Raw genomic sequence first — 17438 nt, forward strand, 5'->3', positions numbered from 1 at the left:
TTCTTCCCTGGAGACAAGGGTTTACAATCCGAAGACCTTCTTCCCCCACGCGGCATTGCTCCGTCAGGCTTTCGCCCATTGCGGAAGATTCCCCACTGCTGCCTCCCGTAGGAGTCTGGGCCGTGTCTCAGTCCCAGTGTGGCCGTTCGCCCTCTCAGGCCGGCTACCGATCGTCGCCTTGGTAGGCTCTTACCCCACCAACGAGCTAATCGGACGCAGACTCATCTCGATGCGGCTCAAAGCCTTTGATCCGTAAGGATGTTATGCGGTATTAGCAGCCCTTTCGGGCTGTTATTCCCCACACCGAGGTAGATGATCCACGCGTTACTCACCCGTCCGCCACTAAGCACTTCCATCGAAACTTCCGTGCTCCGTTCGACTTGCATGTGTTAGGCATGCCGCCAGCGTTCGTCCTGAGCCAGGATCAAACTCTCCATAAAATATGAAGTGTTCGAGTCAAGCTCGTTTACTTACTAACTGGAATTCATAAATTAAAAGGTTATCACGCTTTTTCCAACTGTTTGATTTTCAAGGACCAAGCTTGTCGATGCTTGTTAAAATTCATCTAACCATTGTTAAAATTTATTTAACCATCTCGCATCGGCAAGGAGTATGATAGCACAACGGCTTCTTATTCGTCAACCCCTTTTTTCAACAATTTAAGATTTCTTTTTCCCTCACTGCGACCCTGGTTGCTGAACAATCCCGCCCGGCGGAATTGTCACTGCACCCTGCAGATAGACATTGGGAACATCACCGTTAATGATGGTTGTTGCGACTGGCACTTGCGTAATCACCGGCAGTTCGGAAGAGACCAATGGCAAGGCTACGCGCATACGAGCTTCGATATCCAAGTTAACAACATACTTAGTTTGATTGATACCGGCATCCTCAAAGGTCTCACGAGCACTCACTTTTACATAACCAATCGGCAGCATCGTAACGGGAATGGCCGGGCCACTGTGCGCCAAAAGGCGCGTTCCGGTTACATGCCCTAAGGGAATCGTCAATTCCGTCAACGGCAATTGGTTCAATGTTTTCTGAATTTCCAGTGTTGTCTCGGCGGCCATCTGTTGGATGCGCAACGTATCCGGTTGTACAAGTACGATGCGTCCTTCCTGATCGGTTTTATAAAAAACAAGCTCTTTGCTGCCGCCAGCAGCGCCAATGTGACGGCGAATCGCTTCATGAATCGCTTCTGTCGCCATGCTTTGTACTTTATCTTCGGCCAGAACGAGTACTGTGGCTTTTAAACTTTTTTCCGCTAAAAATAGCGCCCCAACGATAATCATTAGGCCAACCAGTGCTATAATCAAACAACCGGTAGGTTTGCGGAAAAATTGTGATGAGCCAGGCATTCCGCGATAGCGTATTGACAATTCTGGCCACCCCCCTGCTTCGCCATCTTATGCGAACATGGATAAGGAGGTGCTCACTGCTTGATGGAACTTCAAGATTTTGCCGTACGAACGTTTTTGGCCTTACTCTTGGGCGCCATTATCGGTATTGAACGCCAATGGCACCATCGTTTGGCCGGACTTCAGACCAATGCCCTTGTGGCTGTAGGTTCTGCCTTATTTGTTTTACTTGGCCTCATGACCATACAAGATGAAAGCCCCTTGCGCATGGCCGCCCAGGTTGTCTCGGGGATTGGCTTTATCGGCGCCGGTGTGATCATGCGCGAGGGGATGAACGTACGCGGCTTAAACACAGCAGCCACACTTTGGTGTTCTTCAGCGGTTGGTTGCCTCGCCGGAACCGGCTTACTCGGTGAAGCTTTTATCGCCACAATGACCATTGTCGGTTCTAACGTTTTCTTATATAAAATCGCACGGCACATCAATCGCCAGCCAAAGAATCAAATCGATCATGACGAGCAATAGATGTGCCGTTACTAGGGTTACCCCTTGGGGTATCAGAGTTACTGCTGCTGGGGATTGATGATCCGCAAGAACTTACGTTTGCCCACTTTGATAATCGTGCCATCGGTCAAAGGGATTTCCGCTTCCACTTCTCGGACGGTTTCCTGATTGACCTTTACAGCGCCTTGGGTAATCATGCGGCGTCCTTCCCCGTTGGAAGCAACCATGCCGCCTTCGACCATGATCTTGATGATCCAAGCCGATCCGACCTGCGCCAGCTCTGCCGGAACATGATATTCAGGGATATCATCAGGAAGGTCTTTCTTCTGAAAGATGTTAATAAATTCAGCTTGTGCTTGTTCAGCCGCTTCTGCGCCATGATAATAGGCGACAATTTCTCGGCCCAGACGCATTTTCACATCCCGTGGATGCAATTGCCCGCTGGCCAGTCCCGCTTCAATCGCTTGAATCTCTTCGGTCGGTACCGCTGTGACCAGTTCAAAGTAACGGGTCATCAACGCATCGCTGATCGACATCGTTTTTCCGAACATCTCCCGTGGGCTCTCACTGATACCGATGTAATTCCCCAGGCTCTTGCTCATTTTTTGCACACCGTCGAGCCCTTCCAAAATCGGCATCATTAAGGCCACTTGCGGTTCTTGGCCATACTCTTTTTGCAACACCCGTCCTACAAGCAGGTTGAACTTTTGGTCGGTACCACCCAGTTCCACATCGGCACGAAGGGCCACCGAGTCGTAACCTTGCATTAAAGGATAAAAAAGTTCATGAATACCAATCGGCAGGTTTTCGCGAAGACGTTTGGAAAAGTCTTCCCGCTCCAGCATGCGCGCTACCGTATATTTACCGGCAAGCTGCAAAATATCGGCAAAGTTGAGCGGTTGCAGCCAAGTAGAGTTAAAGACCACTTCCGTTTTTGTCGGGTCAAGGATTTTAAAGATCTGCTCTTTATAGGTTTCGGCATTGCGCAGCACTTCTTCTTCGGTCAGTTGTTTGCGCGTTTCTGATTTCCCGGTAGGATCGCCGATCCGCCCGGTAAAATCACCAATCAGTAAGACCACTTGATGTCCCAGGTCTTGGAACTGACGCATTTTATGCAATACTACGGTGTGACCAAGGTGAATATCCGGGGCCGTGGGATCGAGGCCTAACTTTATCCGCAATGGTCGCTTCTGCAACAATGCTTTCTCAATTTTTTGTGTGAGTTCTGCTTCCGGTACAATCTCCGCCACGCCACGGCGAAGTTGGGCGATCTGGCGCGCTACTTCCGCTTGGATTTCTGCCGGTACTTGCTGATCTGCCATCACGGTTGTTCCCCTTCCTGATTCCATCATCATTCCATCATCTTGCTTCGATCTTGAATGGTCAGCGCCTACCGCTGCTTTATTTTTGTTCCTGTTGGAAAAACTGTTACAGGGGTCTGGCTATTATGCCAAGATATTCTATCACGCTTCTTCCCTGCTTTCAACAAAACCGGGGAAGGCGATTCCCTTTCTCCCCCAGCGGAAAACAATATGTTATAATTAAGTTTGTTTTCGCATCACCAATTACGGATGATGCGCCTATATTACCTGGGGATATGCCGATTCTTATACATATAGGAGGATGAATGATTTGGGACCACCTCGTCGACGATTGAACTATAAGCGCCTATCCATGCTGTTGATCACCATCACCCTGGTGATTACGCTGGGAGTCGGTTCCGGCCTGGTCTTTGCCTGGGCTACGGAAGCACCGTCTTTTGACCCCAATGAACTGGACGTGCAAACTACCAGTGTTCTTTATGACATGAATCAAGAAGAGTTTGCTCGTCTTCACGCCGGTGAGAATCGCACATTAGTTCAATTAAAGGATATTCCCCTGGTCTTGCGTCAAGCCTTCTTGGCCACGGAAGACAGCAATTTCTACGAACATCATGGTGTTGATTTTATTGCGCTGGCCCGGGCTGCGGTGGCCAATGTCACCGGCGGATTCGGTGCCCAAGGTGCTTCCACGATCACCCAACAACTGGTGAAAAATGCTTATCTCACACCGGAAAAAACCCTCAAGCGAAAAGTACAAGAGATGGTTTTATCTTTTCAATTGGAGCGGAAATTCTCCAAAGATGAAATCTTTCAAATGTATCTGAACCGAATCTTCTTTGGTGAAGGTGCTTACGGTGCACAAGCGGCCTCCCAAACCTTTTTCGGCAAAAATGTCGGCGATCTCACCTTAAGCGAAGCAGCGCTGCTCGCCGGCTTGCCCAATGCACCTTCGCGCTGGTCGCCCTACCGTAATCCCGATCTGGCGGAACAGCGCCGTCAGTTGGTCCTTTCCCGGATGGTGCAGCGTGGTTATATCACACCGGCCGAAGGTGAGGCTGCGAAAAAAGCACCGCCCCGCTTGCTCGATCGTCCGAAACGGACCGTTGCCGGCAACGATCTCAGATACCCCTACTTTGTCGATGCGGTGATTGAAGAGTGCATCGATAAATACGGTATCAGCGAGGATCTGCTTTACAAGGGTGGCCTGAAAATCTACACCACCGTCGATCCCCGAGCGCAAAAAGCGGCCGAGGCAGCTTTAGCCGATAAGGCCAACTATCCTCCTGCGAAGGATAATGTACCTGTGCAAGCGGCCATCGCTGTTATCGATAACAACACCGGCGAAGCCCGTGCGATTGTGGGCGGCCGTGAATATTATGCCCGTCGTGGTTTTAACCGCGCCACCGCCTTAAAACGTCAGCCCGGATCTGTCTTTAAACCAATTGCCGTCTACGGCCCGGCGCTGGAAATGGGCAAAACGCCGGCTACCGTCTTGGATGATGTGCCGGTCAAGTACGGCAGTTACGAGCCCGGCAACTATGACGGCTCCTATCGCGGCCTGATCACCATGCGTGAAGCGACGCAGTTTTCCGTAAACGTCTATGCCGTCAAAATGCTCAATGAAATCGGTGTGCAAAAAGGTTTTAATTTCGCCAAAGATCTGGGGATCAATCACCTTGATGAGAAAAACGATATGGTCCTCGGCTTAGCACTGGGCGGCATGTCGCAAGGCACGAACCCCCTCGATATGGCCGGCGCCTATAGCGCTTTTGCCAATCAAGGCGTCTGGAACCGCCCCCACCTGGTGACCAAAATTGTTGACAGTAAGAATACGCCTGTCGTCGATGCCAAGCCGAATCAGAAAAAGGTCATGAAGGAAACCACAGCCTATCTGATGACCAATATGTTGGAAACAGTCGTGAAGGCCGGTACGGGGACCAAGGCACAACTGGATCGACCGGTCGCCGGTAAAACCGGAACAACCGAGCTATCTCAGGATATTCCGCAATTTAAAGGGGTCACCGGCAACAAAGATGCTTGGTTTGCCGGCTATACACCAGAGTTAACCGGCGTCGTCTGGATGGGCTACGATGACACCGATCGTAATCATTACCTCTATAAAACCTATGGTGGTTCTTATCCCGCGCAGATCTGGCGCTCAGTGATGAGTAAAGCGCTGCAAGGCGTACCAATCAAACCGTTTGCTCGCCCTGGTGGCATCACCGAAGTAGCTGTCGATATCAAGTCGGGATTGCTGCCCAGCGCACTGACGCCACCGCAGTTCATCCGGACCGAACTAATGGCAGAAAACACAGTACCGCAAGAAACGAGCAATGTTTGGGTGGCTGCCGATCTTTGTGCCGACACGAAACAACCGCATACACCGGGCGACGGGTGCTCCCAAGTGGTCAGCGGCGTTTTCTTGAGTCGTCCTACGCCCTACACAGGAACCCAAGTGCCGCTCGATGCCGAATTGGAAACACCGATTCCTAAGACGGCTGCCGAAGCAGCACCGCCGCCGGAAGAAGTCACGGGCACGACCAATCCGGCAACACCAACAGCGCCGACATTGCCAGCCACCCCGTCAGCACCAACGTTCCTGCCAGGATCTCAGGAAAGTGGGCAGAAAAATACCGACAGCAAGACGACGCCTCAAGCGCCCGCCCCAGCTGCCGGTAAAGCCCCAAGTACACCTTCGGTTCCTAAAACGCCTTCCGTTACGCCTACATCACCAACAGCGACTACACCGTCACCAACAGTGAACCGATAATCTAACGATTGCCCGGCAGATTTACTGCCGGGCTAATTTTTTATCTCCACGACCGTCACACCCAGTCCCCCTTCGCTGGCATCGCCATTGCGAAAATGTTTGACATAGGCATGCTTTTGCAGGTAGTTACGGATGGCGGTGCGCAGCACCCCGGTTCCTTTCCCATGAATTAAGTAGACCGGAGAAATGCCCGCCAGGTAGGCATCGTCCAAATACTTGGCCACCAGTTCCAACCCTTCATCCACGGTGGTGCCGCGAAAATCAAGCTCTCGCGACATATCGCGAGCTTTATTGCTGGCCATCGCTGCATATTCCGTCTGGCCCGTTCGTTTTTTATCTTCTTTGGCCGCCTGAAGCTCTTGTAAGCGAACGGTCAATTTGAGAATACCGGCTTGAATCTGCAGTTCGCCCTGAGCATTGGGCAGCGTTTGCACCGTACCTTTTTGGTTGAGGCGCGGCACAAAGACCGTTTGCCCGATGCGCACACTGGATAATCCTGCTTCCGGCACGGTGCTTTGCAGTCGTTCACCGCCAATTTCACTTTGACGCCGGCGCAAGCGGTTGCGCTCGTTTTCCGCTTTGGCCAGCACATCACGGGAAGGCGCTTGGGCCAAGGCTTCTTTGAGGGAGCGGACAATCGTTTCGGCTTCTTCTTTCGCCGCCCGCACCAGCGAATAGGCTTCTTCCCGCGCCTTCGCCAGTAAGGCGCTTTCTTTTTCGCGCAACGCTTTTTCCCGGGCTTCCAAGGTCCTCCGGAGCTGCTCGGCTTCTTCATGGAGCCGCTCGGCACTTTCCCGTTCTTGCTCGGCTTGCGCTTGGGTGGTGTCGAGTTGTTCGATCATCGTCGCAATATCGCGATCTTCCTGACTTTGGAGCGCACGGGCCCGTTCAATGATCGGGCGCCCCAGACCAAGCCGTTGAGCAATTTCAAAGGCATTCGATCGCCCGGGGCGGCCGATCAGCAAGCGGTACGTGGGCGATAACGTTTCCACATCGAACTCGACGCTAGCATTTTCCACGCGCTCATGGGCATAGGCAAAGGCTTTTAATTCGCTGTAGTGGGTTGTGGCGATCGTCTTAGCACCACGTTGCTGCAAATACTCCATGATCGCTTGAGCCAGCCCTGCGCCTTCCACCGGATCGGTGCCGGCTCCCAGTTCATCAAGCAAGACCAGGCTCGACGGCGCAACTTCCTGTAATATCGTTACGATATTCGTCATATGGGAAGAGAAGGTACTTAACGATTGTTCGATCGATTGTTCATCACCGATATCGACAAAGACACGCTCAAAGATGGCCATCTCCGTGCCATGCTCCGCCGGCACATGCAAACCGGCCTGCGCCATCAGGGTTAAAAGGCCGACCGTTTTTAAGGTCACCGTTTTGCCGCCGGTGTTGGGACCGGTGATCACCATGGTGTCAAAATCGCCGCCCAGTTCCACCGTGATCGGCACGACTTTACCTTTGATCAACGGGTGGCGTCCTAAGCGAATATACATGCGCCCCTGACGGTTAATGGCCGGTTCGCCGCCGTCGTACGCTGCCGACAATTTGCCTTTCGCAAAGATAAAGTCAAGGCGGCTCAGCACATCGAGCGAGACCAGAATGTCATCGCCCTGTTGGGCCACTTGCGCCGATAATTGTTGTAAGATCCGCATCACTTCGGTGCGCTCCGCCGCTTCATGGCGCTTCCATTCGTTGTTCAGCTCGACGACGGCCATAGGCTCAATAAAAACGGTCGCACCGGAGGCCGATTGATCATGAATGATGCCGGGAATGTGCTGGCGGTACTCGGAGCGCACCGGCACCACGTACCGATCACCACGCTGCGTGACCAGGGCATCTTGCAAGTACTTTTGCGTGTCGCTGTTGCGCACGATGGCATCCAGTTTTTCACGAACGCGGCTTTGAATCGTGCGCATCAAACGACGCAGGCGATAGAGTTCCGGCGACGCATCGTCAAGCACTTCACCATCGGGGCCGATGCATTGCTCCACCGCTTTCTCAATCTCCCGATACACACCTAAACTCTCGGCCAGCGCCGCCAGCAGTCCTTCTTTCTCACCGTCACCAAGCAAAAAAGTACGCAGTTGGCGCGATGTACGCAATGTGGACGCGATTTGCAGCAACGCCGTCGGTTCCACGATACCGCCGATCGCCGCTTGCCGGACTGATGACCGAATGTCAAAAATGCCGCTTAAGGGCACATTGGGTTGGAGACGCAGGATTTCTTTGGCTTCCGTCGTTTCGGCCAGGCCTTCCTGGACTTGCCATAATCGTGTCGACGGGCGCAATTGTTCTGCCCGTTCTCGGCCCATCGCCGATACACAACGATCGGCAAGTTGTCCCAGGATTTTATCAAATTCAAGCTTCGCCAAGGTTCGTTCGTTCAAGCGTTTCTCTCCTTATTCTACGCCCCGGTACAGGTGGCCTTTGGTCGTACCGGCAGGATAAAGCTGTTGCAGTTGCGCCAACGCCGTCGATGTTCGTTCGGCCACGTTGCCCGGTTGGTGTGCCTGATCGATGATTTGTCGGTAGAGTTGCACGATCGTCTGCACCTTCGCCGGCGGTTCCGTACGCATCTCCATACGCCAGCGACCAATGGCCAGCGGTAGAAGATCGGCCCAAGATTCCAACAACGCCAAGGTCTTGGGGTTAAAGATATGCATCCGGCAAAAACCATCCATGTGCAACGGAAAAAGAAAATTCATGCGATCGCGCAAAAACAAGGGCGGCAATTGTTTACACGGTGCAGCGCAAGGCTTTTCTCCTCGCTGGCCGAGCAAGGCACCAGGCAGACAATACTCGGTAACCATCATCGGCATGGCTCCATGAACGATCAATTCGGCGGCCTCGATGGCGCGATTATCGTGCTGCGACAAGCAGCGCCCCATCACCGTCAATTGGCTTAAGGTCAATTCCGGGCTCACCGTGTAGGCTTGAGCTCCCCGCTCCAGCCAGTAGTGAACTGCTTGCGCATTAAAGCTCCATAGAGGATAGTCGGCGCGCCACTTCACCGGATGTTGTTGGAGCAATTCCAGATAGCCAAGATTCGGCACGACAAAATCGCTCGCACCGGCATGGACCCAACGTTCAATCAGTTGAGTAACCGACTCCTTTTGTTCCGGCCGATAAAGCCGCGGTAAGGCCACCACCGGTTGCACCTGTTGCCGGTGACACAGGGCAACGATCTCCGAGCAGTCATCGACGGGAAGATGGCGAAAGCCATCGGTGCCGATATAAATTTCATCGGCTCCGGCCCGGGTGGCAGCACGCACCGCTTCGAGTCCTTCGACAGCGACCGTGAGCAGCGGCAGTTGGGGAGCCGATTTTTTGGGCGCCATCTCCTTGCGCCCTTGTGGCGCCCCTTGACAAGCGCGGCGATAGTCGCGCCATTGCAGTTGCTCCAACCGTTGCTGCCACGTGGCTTCGTCGACTTCAATGCGCTGAAAGCGCTGTTGTCGCTCCTGGCTGAGCGCTTGGATCGCTTCACGACGCGCTTCATTGAGCAAGCGTACCGGTACCATGGCTTTGCCATCGCTTTGTAAGCTAAGACTTGCTAAGACAAAAGGCGTATTACCGAGCCGCCCCAGTTGCTCTTTTAGCGTCGCTTCGGTCAAGGGATGGCGCTGCGCCACTTGGGCCGGTTCGGTCGTCAACGCCGTGCCCTGATGGCCGGCTTCATCCCAAAAGGTAACTTCCACCGGTTGACCGACAAAAGCTCGCACGGTGGCCCTTAGGGCGGTGCGCCGCGGCGCCTCGGACGGACGAAGATAGGATGCCTGCGCCTCCGCCACCAACAAGTGATCTTGGGTTTTAAAAATGCGATCGCCCGGATGGAGCGTTGCTGCCCAGGGAATCAGCACTTCTTGCCCGGCTTGGGCCGATGGTACGGTTTTGCCTTGAACGGTCATCGTTTCTACCGTGGTCACTGTGCGGCCGCCGCGGGTCACCCACGCTTCCAGTTCATCGCCGGTATGCAACGGTTCTTCCAACAAAAGCAGCGCTTGACGACGACCGGCATCATAGCGCCGGATGCGCCCCAAAAAAAGCCCCCGGTGATTCGGGCGCTTGAGGCTCATCAATTCCTTACCCGGCGGCCCATAAAGGTACCCCGACGAGAAATCGCGATTAAAAATCTGTCGTAAGGCTCGTTCTTCGTCAACCGTCGGCGCAAAAGGCGCTTCTTGCTCGCCCCGGACTGTCTGCAGCGCCCGATCGAGAGCTTGCCGGTATTGCCGCACGGCGGTAGCTACATATTCAGGCCGCTTCATGCGCCCCTCAATTTTGAGCGACTTTACACCGGCCCGCAGGAGTTCCGGCAGCGATTCAATCATTTTAATATCGCGAGGACTTAATAGATAGGCTCCGGTCTGGCGGGCGTCCAGATATTCATGCCCTGCGGCATCGACAAGGCTGTAATTCAAGCGGCACGGCTGGGCGCAACGACCGCGATTGCCGCTGCGTCCGCCAATCAAACTGGACATGAGGCATTGGCCGGAATAACAGATGCACAAGGCCCCATGCACAAAAACCTCGATTTCTACACCGGGCAAGCGGGCAATCTGCTCCATCGCCTCCAGCGATAATTCCCGCGCCAAGACCACCCGCTGCACACCTTCCTGGGCCAGTCTGCGGGCACCTTCCACGTTACTAACGGTCATTTGTGTACTGGCGTGGATTACCATTTCAGGCAGCACTTGACGCAGAACGCGCAGCACGCCTATATCTTGCACGATCACTGCATCAACGCCAATGCGGGCCAAATCACGGCCATAGGCCGGCAGCGCGCTGATTTCTTCATCCGTCAGCAAGGTATTAACCGTCACATAGACGGCTACATCTCGTCCATGGGCATACTCCACAGCCTGCGCTAATTCATCAAGATCAAAATTCGCGGCATATTGCCGTGCACCAAATTGCTTGCCGCTCAAGTACACGGCATCAGCACCGTTTTCCACCGCCGCCCGCAAGGCCACCGGCGAACCAACCGGTGCTAATAGTTCCACATCAAAATTGGCTCTTTTTTTCTTTTCATTCATCTGCTTCTGTCGCCTCAAATTCGCCGTTTTTCTTCATTATAGCAAAGGCCTGACCCCACGCCAAACAAGCTTTGGGGATAAAAAGCTTTGCGCAATACCCCTGCCAGGTACCAAAACGGTTGGGTTTTTGCTACAATTTGTTTACACCATAAAAATAATACTTGTGCTATGATAACAATCGTGCAATGGAACGTAAACAGTTATTACTTTGTATTCTTCACCAGATGAAGGCCTGCCTTGCAAAGGTTTAGCCTTTAGCAGGTTTGACCTTTTATTATAAATTTTTATGTGATTCAACTTTACAGTGAAGGAGGTTCCCCAATGGATGCTGTTTTACTGTCACGTATCCAATTCGCGGTCACAGCCGGATTTCACTACATCTTTCCCCCATTGACCATTGGTCTGGCCTGGCTGATTTTCATCATGCAAACGAACTACATGCGCACCGGCCAAGCGAAAGACGGGTACTTGGCCCGCTTCTGGATTAAAATTTTTTCGCTTTCCTTTGCAGTGGGTGTCGCTACGGGGATCGTCATGGAGTTTCAGTTCGGTACCAACTGGTCCGAATACTCCCGTTATGTCGGTGATATCTTTGGCGCACCGCTGGCTGCCGAAGGCATTTTAGCGTTTTTCCTGGAGTCTGCCTTTGTCGGCGTGTTGATCTGGGGAGAAGGCCGCGTTTCACCCCGTTTGTACTGGGCCTCCACGTTGCTGGTTGCTGTTGGTGCTACCTTATCGGCCTTTTGGATCATCGTGGCCAACTCTTGGCAGCAAACACCGGCAGGCTTCGAAATCATCAACGGTCGCGCTGAGTTAACTGATTTTATGGCCGCCGTCTTTAACCCGTCGACGATCCCTCGCTATTTGCACGCCATCGACGGTGCCTTGGTCACCGGTGCCTTCTTTGTCGCCGGTATCAGTGCCCTGTTTTTGATCCGCCGGCGCCATGTGGAACTTTTTCAAAAATCGATGCGCATCGCTCTCACCGTCGCCTTTTGTGCTTCCCTGGCCCAATTAGCGATTGGCCACTCCCATGCCGTCCAAGTCGCGGAGACCCAACCGGAAAAATTGGCTGCTTTCGAAGGCTTATTTGAAACGCAAAGCCATGCTCCGCTTTTGCTCTTCGGTATTCCTGATCCAGAAACGGGAACCGTCAACAATGAGATTGCCATACCGGGCGGTCTCAGTATTCTTGTCGGCAACCGTACCGATACGGTCGTTCAAGGACTTAATGATTTTCCCCGGGAAGAATGGCCGCCGGTCCTGCCTACCTTTTTCTCCTTTCACATCATGGTCGCCTTGGGCACTTTGTTTATCATCTTGCCGGCGCTCGGCCTTTGGTTGCTGCAACGCAAACGGTTGATGCATAGCACCTGGTTCCTAAAATTATTAACCCTGACCATTCCTTTGCCTTTTGTCGCTAACGAGCTTGGCTGGATGGCTGCGGAAATCGGCCGCCAACCCTGGATCGTCTATCGCCAGTTGCTGACGATTCACGGTGCTTCCTTTACCGTTCCGCCCTGGCAGATTCTGGCTTCGATCATTCTCTTTGTCGTTGTTTATCTCTTCCTTTTTGCGGTCTGGTTTTACCTCGTCAACCGCAAAATCAATGCCGGTATTGACATGGTCACGCCGCTGACCGTGAAGACAAGTCTGATCGGGAACGGTCCTGCCAAGACGAATCCCAAGGGGGTGGCACAATGACAATGGAAATATTACAAATTACCTGGTTTTTGCTTGTTGCTGTGTTGATCGTCGGGTATGCGCTGTTGGATGGCTTTGACTTAGGCGTTGGCTGCTGGCACCTTTTTACCAACGATGATCAGGAACGGGAAACGATGATCGCCTCCATCGGTCCCTACTGGGACAGCAACCAAGTTTGGTTACTGACCGGCGGCGGTGCGATTTTTGCTGCTTTTCCGATGGTCTATGCCACCGTGTTCAGCGGATTTTACTTGGCTTTGATCCTCTTACTCCTAGGTTTGATTTTCCGGGCTGTTTCCATCGAGTTTCAGCACCAAGTCGATAGCCCACGCTGGCGCCATGCTTGGGATCTGGGCTTCAGTTTCGGCAGCATTTTGCCGTCCTTTCTCTTTGGTGTGGCCATGGGTAACATCCTTCGCGGTGTCCCCGTTGATGCTGCCGGCAACTATGCCGGCGACTTTCTCGGCTTGCTCAACCCCTATTCGCTGGTGATGGGTCTCCTCAGTTTAGCCATGTTTTCCATGCATGGCGCCGCTTTTTTGATCGCTCAGACCGACGGAGAATTAGTCAAAAAAGCGCGACTCTGGGCTCGTTCAGCATGGTTGAATCTGGCCATCGCCTTCGTCGTGGCCACCGTCTGGTCTTTTCTGGCCACGCCACGACTCTTTGCCAACTTCCAACAGATGCCCGTGCTGTACCTGTTCCCGGTTGCGGCGATCGCCGGTTTGGCTTATTTCCCGGTGACCCTCCGTGGCTCATCGCGCTTGACACCTTTGATGACATCGGGCATCACGATTGTTGGCTTGTTAGGCATCGTGGCTGCCGGACTTTTTCCCTACCTGGTTCCTTCTTCACTGGACTTGAGTTACAGTTTAACCGCCTTTAACGCCTCCTCTTCGGAGCGAACGTTGACGGTGATGTCCTTGCTGGCGTTGATTGGCTTGCCGATCGTTCTCGCCTACACTTTCTATATCTATCGCGCCTTCGCCAAAGCGCCCAAGTATCAACATCATAGCTAACCGGATCATCGATCACCGGATCATAAAAGCCTGCCTTCATTTTGAAGGCAGGCTTTTTGGCTAATGTGGCAACGATACGCACAATTGCGTGAGTTGGTCTTGGGTAAAGGTAAACTCATAGACCCAAGCATAACCGGAGTGCGGCAAGAAAAAAGAATGATATTCCCAGCGCGTCTGCTCGTTTTCAGCGGTTTCCATCTTGTAGGGGGTACCGTAAGCTTGGCGAACATCAGCCATCGTCGCGCCCAGCTGGATTTGCCGGGGAGTTTTTCCTTGCGGCAGCAATCGACGCTGACATTCTGTCGGATCATCGGGCAGTCGCTCAAAGTTCGGATCGTCATCAAGCGAAAGTACATCTTTTTCCTGCAAAAGCGGCCGATCAGTGATCCACACCGTTGGTTCGCCGTTGAATTCCGGCAAATAGTACACATATTTGCCTAAGGACTCATGAATCAGCCGCAACGGTACGTAGGTTACACCCTCAATGGTTCTTGCCGGCGCTTCAACGGCTACCGGGTTACCATTATGTTTGGCTTCCGCTGCACCGATCTGGATCTGGATGACTTGCCGTCCCTGCTGAATTTGCATTTGTCCATGTTCTTGATCCCAGGTGACATGATACTGAAACCGTTCGCTCAAATCAGCTAACGGTATGAGCAAGCGCTGATTCGTTACGTAGATAGGGCCACTTGTATGGATATACTGGCCGTATCCCTCGCCGCCGCCGGCGATCACTCGAACAAGCGGGGCCGGTGTTGCCGCATCAACGGCTTCGGACCGTTCCAGTCCCCACGGCATCATGATCACCAGCAGCGCCAGCACGATGTGCTTTTTCACTCCCCTGCGCCCCCCCACACGACATTTACGTCTCGTATAAGGACTATGCGCCAGGACGGTTGATTATGAGGGCTAGCTTGCTGATTGGGCCGCCTAGCCGTTGCGGCGCACGCGGATCAAACCGGCACAAGGCACAACGTCGATACCGCGCTCTTCCAGGGAATCCAGGAGCAAATTGATGCCCAGTGAATCACTGGCCATATGGCCGGCAATCACAACATTGATAAAGTGTTTTTCTGCTTCCTTACGATGCTTTTCGTTCATATGCATACCGATAATCGTGCCAATTCCCGCTTGCGCCAGCTTGGCGTAGGCATCTTCCGAACCGGATGTACCGCCGGTCATATCGACCATCACTTTACCGCAGCGCGCTTCTTTGCGCCCGACAAACAAGGTGGGGCCGGCGTCGTTTTTAGCGGCCTCTTGATACTCAGGAATCGTTTTTAAGAGCTTAAGAATATCACCGGCTGTTTCCGGGCGGCTTTCGGCAATGCGGTTTTCCAGGAAGTTCTGGACTTGATTGTCGGCCGGTGTGTGTACACACATCATGGCGAAGCCCAACAGTTTGGCCGCATCCACGGCCCGGTTGTGATTGAGCGGCGCTAAGCCCCGTTTGACTTCACTGATCCGTGAGGCCAAGAGCCCTTCGGCGACGTTGATCGGCACACCAAGCTTCGCTAACATATCTTCTTGCAAATGCATGACGTCATGGAGAGCGGCCAGCGATTTACCTTCGGGATGGTGAGCAATGATCAGATCGATAGATGTGCCTTTTTCACAGAGACGATCGGCTAAAAGCACTTCGCCCACTTCAATATCCACACCGACGAGCACCCGTTTGATTTCCTTGGCCGGATCACCGCAGAGGATGCGCGAATCGGCATAGGGGTTGGTCAGCATCTCCGGATCAAGTTCTTTTTTTTCTTCTTCCGTCAGTTGCTCTTGCTGCTGACGGCGTTTGGCCAGATAGGCTTCGACTTCGGCACGGCCCCGAGGATCAGCGTCGATCCCCTGATTGATCATCAGATCAAAAAGTTCTTGCATATTCATGGCAGTTCGCTCCTCTTCTGTCTTTAACACTCTATTACGCTCTCTAACACTCTCTAAGGTCTGGGTGATTACCCTTTGGACCGGTCAAGAAAGGCTTGCAGCTCTTTCAATGGCCGGGTGTTTAATACGTCCTCCGCCTCAAGCCCTGCGCGACGGGCCTGCGTAACACCATAGCGAATATCGCCCAGGCGGGAGCGGTCATGGGCATCGGTATTGATCACGATCGGAATGCCTAATTCGCGGGCCATCCGCGCATGAGCCGGTGCCAGATCGAGCCGATCCGGTGTGGAGTTGATCTCCAGCGCCGTGCCGGTCTTGGCGGCCAGTTCCAGCATCCATTCCACATCGACATCAAAGGGCTCACGATGACCGATCAATCGTCCCGTTGGGTGGGCGAGAATATCGACATGGGGATTTTTTAAGGCCGTTTCGATCCGCTGGTGAATCTTGCTGCGCTCTTGCCGTAAATGGGTATGGACCGACGCAATGACTAGATCCATCCCTTCCAACAGTTCATCGGGATAATCAAGCCGGGCATCCGGCAAGATATCCATTTCGATGCCAGCCAGCACGGTCATCGTTTTATCGCGCCCGCTGTACTGGCGGATCAGTCGCCGCTGCTCTTGCAGTTTCGCTTCCGAAAGACCCCGGGCTACCGATAAGGCCCGCGAATGGTCGGTGATGGCCATGTACTCATAGCCTTGCTCCCGGCCGGCTTGAATCATTTCTTCCAGCGTAGATACGCCGTCACTCCACCCCGTATGCATGTGCAGGTCGCCCCGTAAATCACCGGCTTCGATCAGGGCAGGCAGTTGTCCGGCGAGGGCTTGCGCCACTTCCTGGCCGTTGGCGCGCAGTTCCGGCGGAATCCACGGTAGACCCAGCGATTGATAGAAGGCTTCTTCGTTTTCCTGGGCGCTCAGATAGTGGGACCAAGAATTAGCGGGAGTCACGCTCTTCCGGCTTTGCAACTGCTGCCAGTGAGCGGCCGGTCCCGTCGTTTCTACCCAGCGGCGCGCAAAATCAGCTTCATCCACCGCTTCGATCCATAAAGGCAAACCAAAGACGTTGGCCACGCAAATGCTTTGGGGACCTTCGGCGAGTACCTTTTCCACCGAAGGATGGCGGCGCAGCAATTGCAGCACAGCGCTGACCGGATTGGCCACGATGAGAATCTGTACGTCCGTAAGCAGTTCCTGACCGCGACGAAGAGGTCCTGTGATTTCAGCGCGTTGTACTTCGGCAAGTTGGCGCAAAAAACGGCACATATCTTCAGCGATTGGTTTGACAATCCCAATCCCATATTTATCATGATGGCGGCGTAAAAATTCAATCCCGCGCAACACCGCTGCTTCGGTTTTCGGCCCCATCCCGGGCAAGCGGCGTAATTTACGGGCTCGCGCCGCTTCTTCCAATTCTTCCAACGTCGTAAAACCGTGGCGAAAAAAAAGCTGTACCGTAGCCACACCGATACCGGGCAGTTTTCCCACTTCCATGAGGCCCGGTGGTACTTGCTGGCGCAGTTTGCGTTGCCGCCGGCTAACACCGTCATGAACGATTTGATCAATTTCTTGAGCTACAGCCGGCCCGATGCCGGGAATTTTTTCGAGTTGGCCCCGTGCTTGTAACAAGGTTGCCGGGCTTTCCAGCCCTTCAACGACGCGGGCCGCTTTGCGCCATGACCAAGGCTTTTCTCCCTGAATCTCCAGGAGATCAGCAATCTCACTCAGTGCCCAGGCAATTTCCTGGTTATGCATTGTACCACTCCTCTGTACGGATAGGTTTCCCCAAAGCCGCACGGAAAAAATACCTGCAGCGCCTGGCGCTTTTTT

At 53.4% G+C, this 17438-nt stretch carries 11 protein-coding genes and 1 rRNA gene; 4 read left to right on the forward strand and 8 right to left on the reverse strand.

The annotated features are described in order from the left end of the window. Together EDD73_RS00005 and yunB are read right to left on the reverse strand one after the other, a co-directional pair. A 16S ribosomal RNA gene (locus EDD73_RS00005) occupies positions 1–440 on the reverse strand; the annotation flags it as partial. A 237-nt stretch (positions 441–677) separates the two neighbouring features. Further along, positions 678–1379 (reverse strand): sporulation protein YunB, encoded by a 702-nt coding sequence (yunB, locus tag EDD73_RS00010; protein ID WP_131917557.1) that lies wholly within the window; start codon positions 1377–1379, stop codon positions 678–680. A gap of 63 nt (positions 1380–1442) precedes the next feature. Here yunB and EDD73_RS00015 point away from each other — a divergent pair, with 63 nt between their 5' ends. Continuing rightward, on the forward strand, positions 1443–1883 hold the full coding sequence (locus EDD73_RS00015; protein ID WP_131917559.1) for an MgtC/SapB family protein: 441 nt from the start codon (positions 1443–1445) through the stop codon (positions 1881–1883). A 38-nt stretch (positions 1884–1921) separates the two neighbouring features. Here the strand turns inward: EDD73_RS00015 and tyrS are convergent, their stop codons facing one another. After that, complete coding sequence (tyrS, locus tag EDD73_RS00020) at positions 1922–3184, reverse strand: tyrosine--tRNA ligase (RefSeq protein ID WP_131917561.1); 1263 nt, start codon at positions 3182–3184, stop codon at positions 1922–1924. 310 nt (positions 3185–3494) lie between these two features. On the opposite strand from tyrS, the gene EDD73_RS00025 reads away from it, so the two are divergent. Then, positions 3495–5954: a PBP1A family penicillin-binding protein gene (locus EDD73_RS00025; protein WP_165876218.1), complete on the forward strand. Its 2460-nt coding sequence runs from the start codon at positions 3495–3497 to the stop codon at positions 5952–5954. 32 nt (positions 5955–5986) lie between these two features. On the opposite strand, the gene EDD73_RS00030 is transcribed toward EDD73_RS00025, so the two are convergent. Together EDD73_RS00030 and EDD73_RS00035 are read right to left on the reverse strand one after the other, a co-directional pair. Continuing rightward, positions 5987–8347, reverse strand: coding sequence for an endonuclease MutS2 (locus EDD73_RS00030; RefSeq protein ID WP_131917565.1), 2361 nt, complete (start codon positions 8345–8347; stop codon positions 5987–5989). Positions 8348–8359: 12 nt separating this feature from the next. Next, positions 8360–10996 carry a U32 family peptidase gene (locus tag EDD73_RS00035; RefSeq protein WP_131917567.1) on the reverse strand — a complete coding sequence of 879 codons (2637 nt, stop codon included), beginning with the start codon at positions 10994–10996 and terminating at the stop codon, positions 8360–8362. A 321-nt stretch (positions 10997–11317) separates the two neighbouring features. Here EDD73_RS00035 and EDD73_RS00040 point away from each other — a divergent pair, with 321 nt between their 5' ends. Continuing rightward, positions 11318–12700: a cytochrome ubiquinol oxidase subunit I gene (locus EDD73_RS00040; protein ID WP_131917569.1), complete on the forward strand. Its 1383-nt coding sequence runs from the start codon at positions 11318–11320 to the stop codon at positions 12698–12700. Continuing rightward, the gene (gene cydB / locus EDD73_RS00045; protein ID WP_243116729.1) at positions 12697–13719 is read left to right on the forward strand and encodes a cytochrome d ubiquinol oxidase subunit II; all 1023 of its coding nucleotides are present in this window, start codon (positions 12697–12699) and stop codon (positions 13717–13719) included. Before EDD73_RS00040 ends, cydB begins: the two co-directional genes overlap by 4 nt. Before the next feature lie 60 nt (positions 13720–13779). Here the strand turns inward: cydB and EDD73_RS00050 are convergent, their stop codons facing one another. The 3 genes from EDD73_RS00050 to polX all read right to left on the reverse strand — a co-directional run bounded on the left by EDD73_RS00050 (position 13780) and on the right by polX (position 17363). Continuing rightward, positions 13780–14556, reverse strand: a complete 777-nt coding sequence (locus tag EDD73_RS00050; RefSeq protein WP_131917571.1) for a copper amine oxidase N-terminal domain-containing protein — start codon at positions 14554–14556, stop codon at positions 13780–13782. 93 nt (positions 14557–14649) lie between these two features. After that, positions 14650–15606, reverse strand: a complete 957-nt coding sequence (locus EDD73_RS00055; protein WP_131917573.1) for a Nif3-like dinuclear metal center hexameric protein — start codon at positions 15604–15606, stop codon at positions 14650–14652. A 68-nt stretch (positions 15607–15674) separates the two neighbouring features. Then, positions 15675–17363, reverse strand: coding sequence for a DNA polymerase/3'-5' exonuclease PolX (gene polX, locus EDD73_RS00060; RefSeq protein WP_131917575.1), 1689 nt, complete (start codon positions 17361–17363; stop codon positions 15675–15677). Positions 17364–17438: the final 75 nt, after the last annotated feature.

This window comes from Heliophilum fasciatum, assembly GCF_004341395.1.
GTDB lineage: Bacteria > Bacillota > Desulfitobacteriia > Heliobacteriales > Heliobacteriaceae > Heliophilum > Heliophilum fasciatum.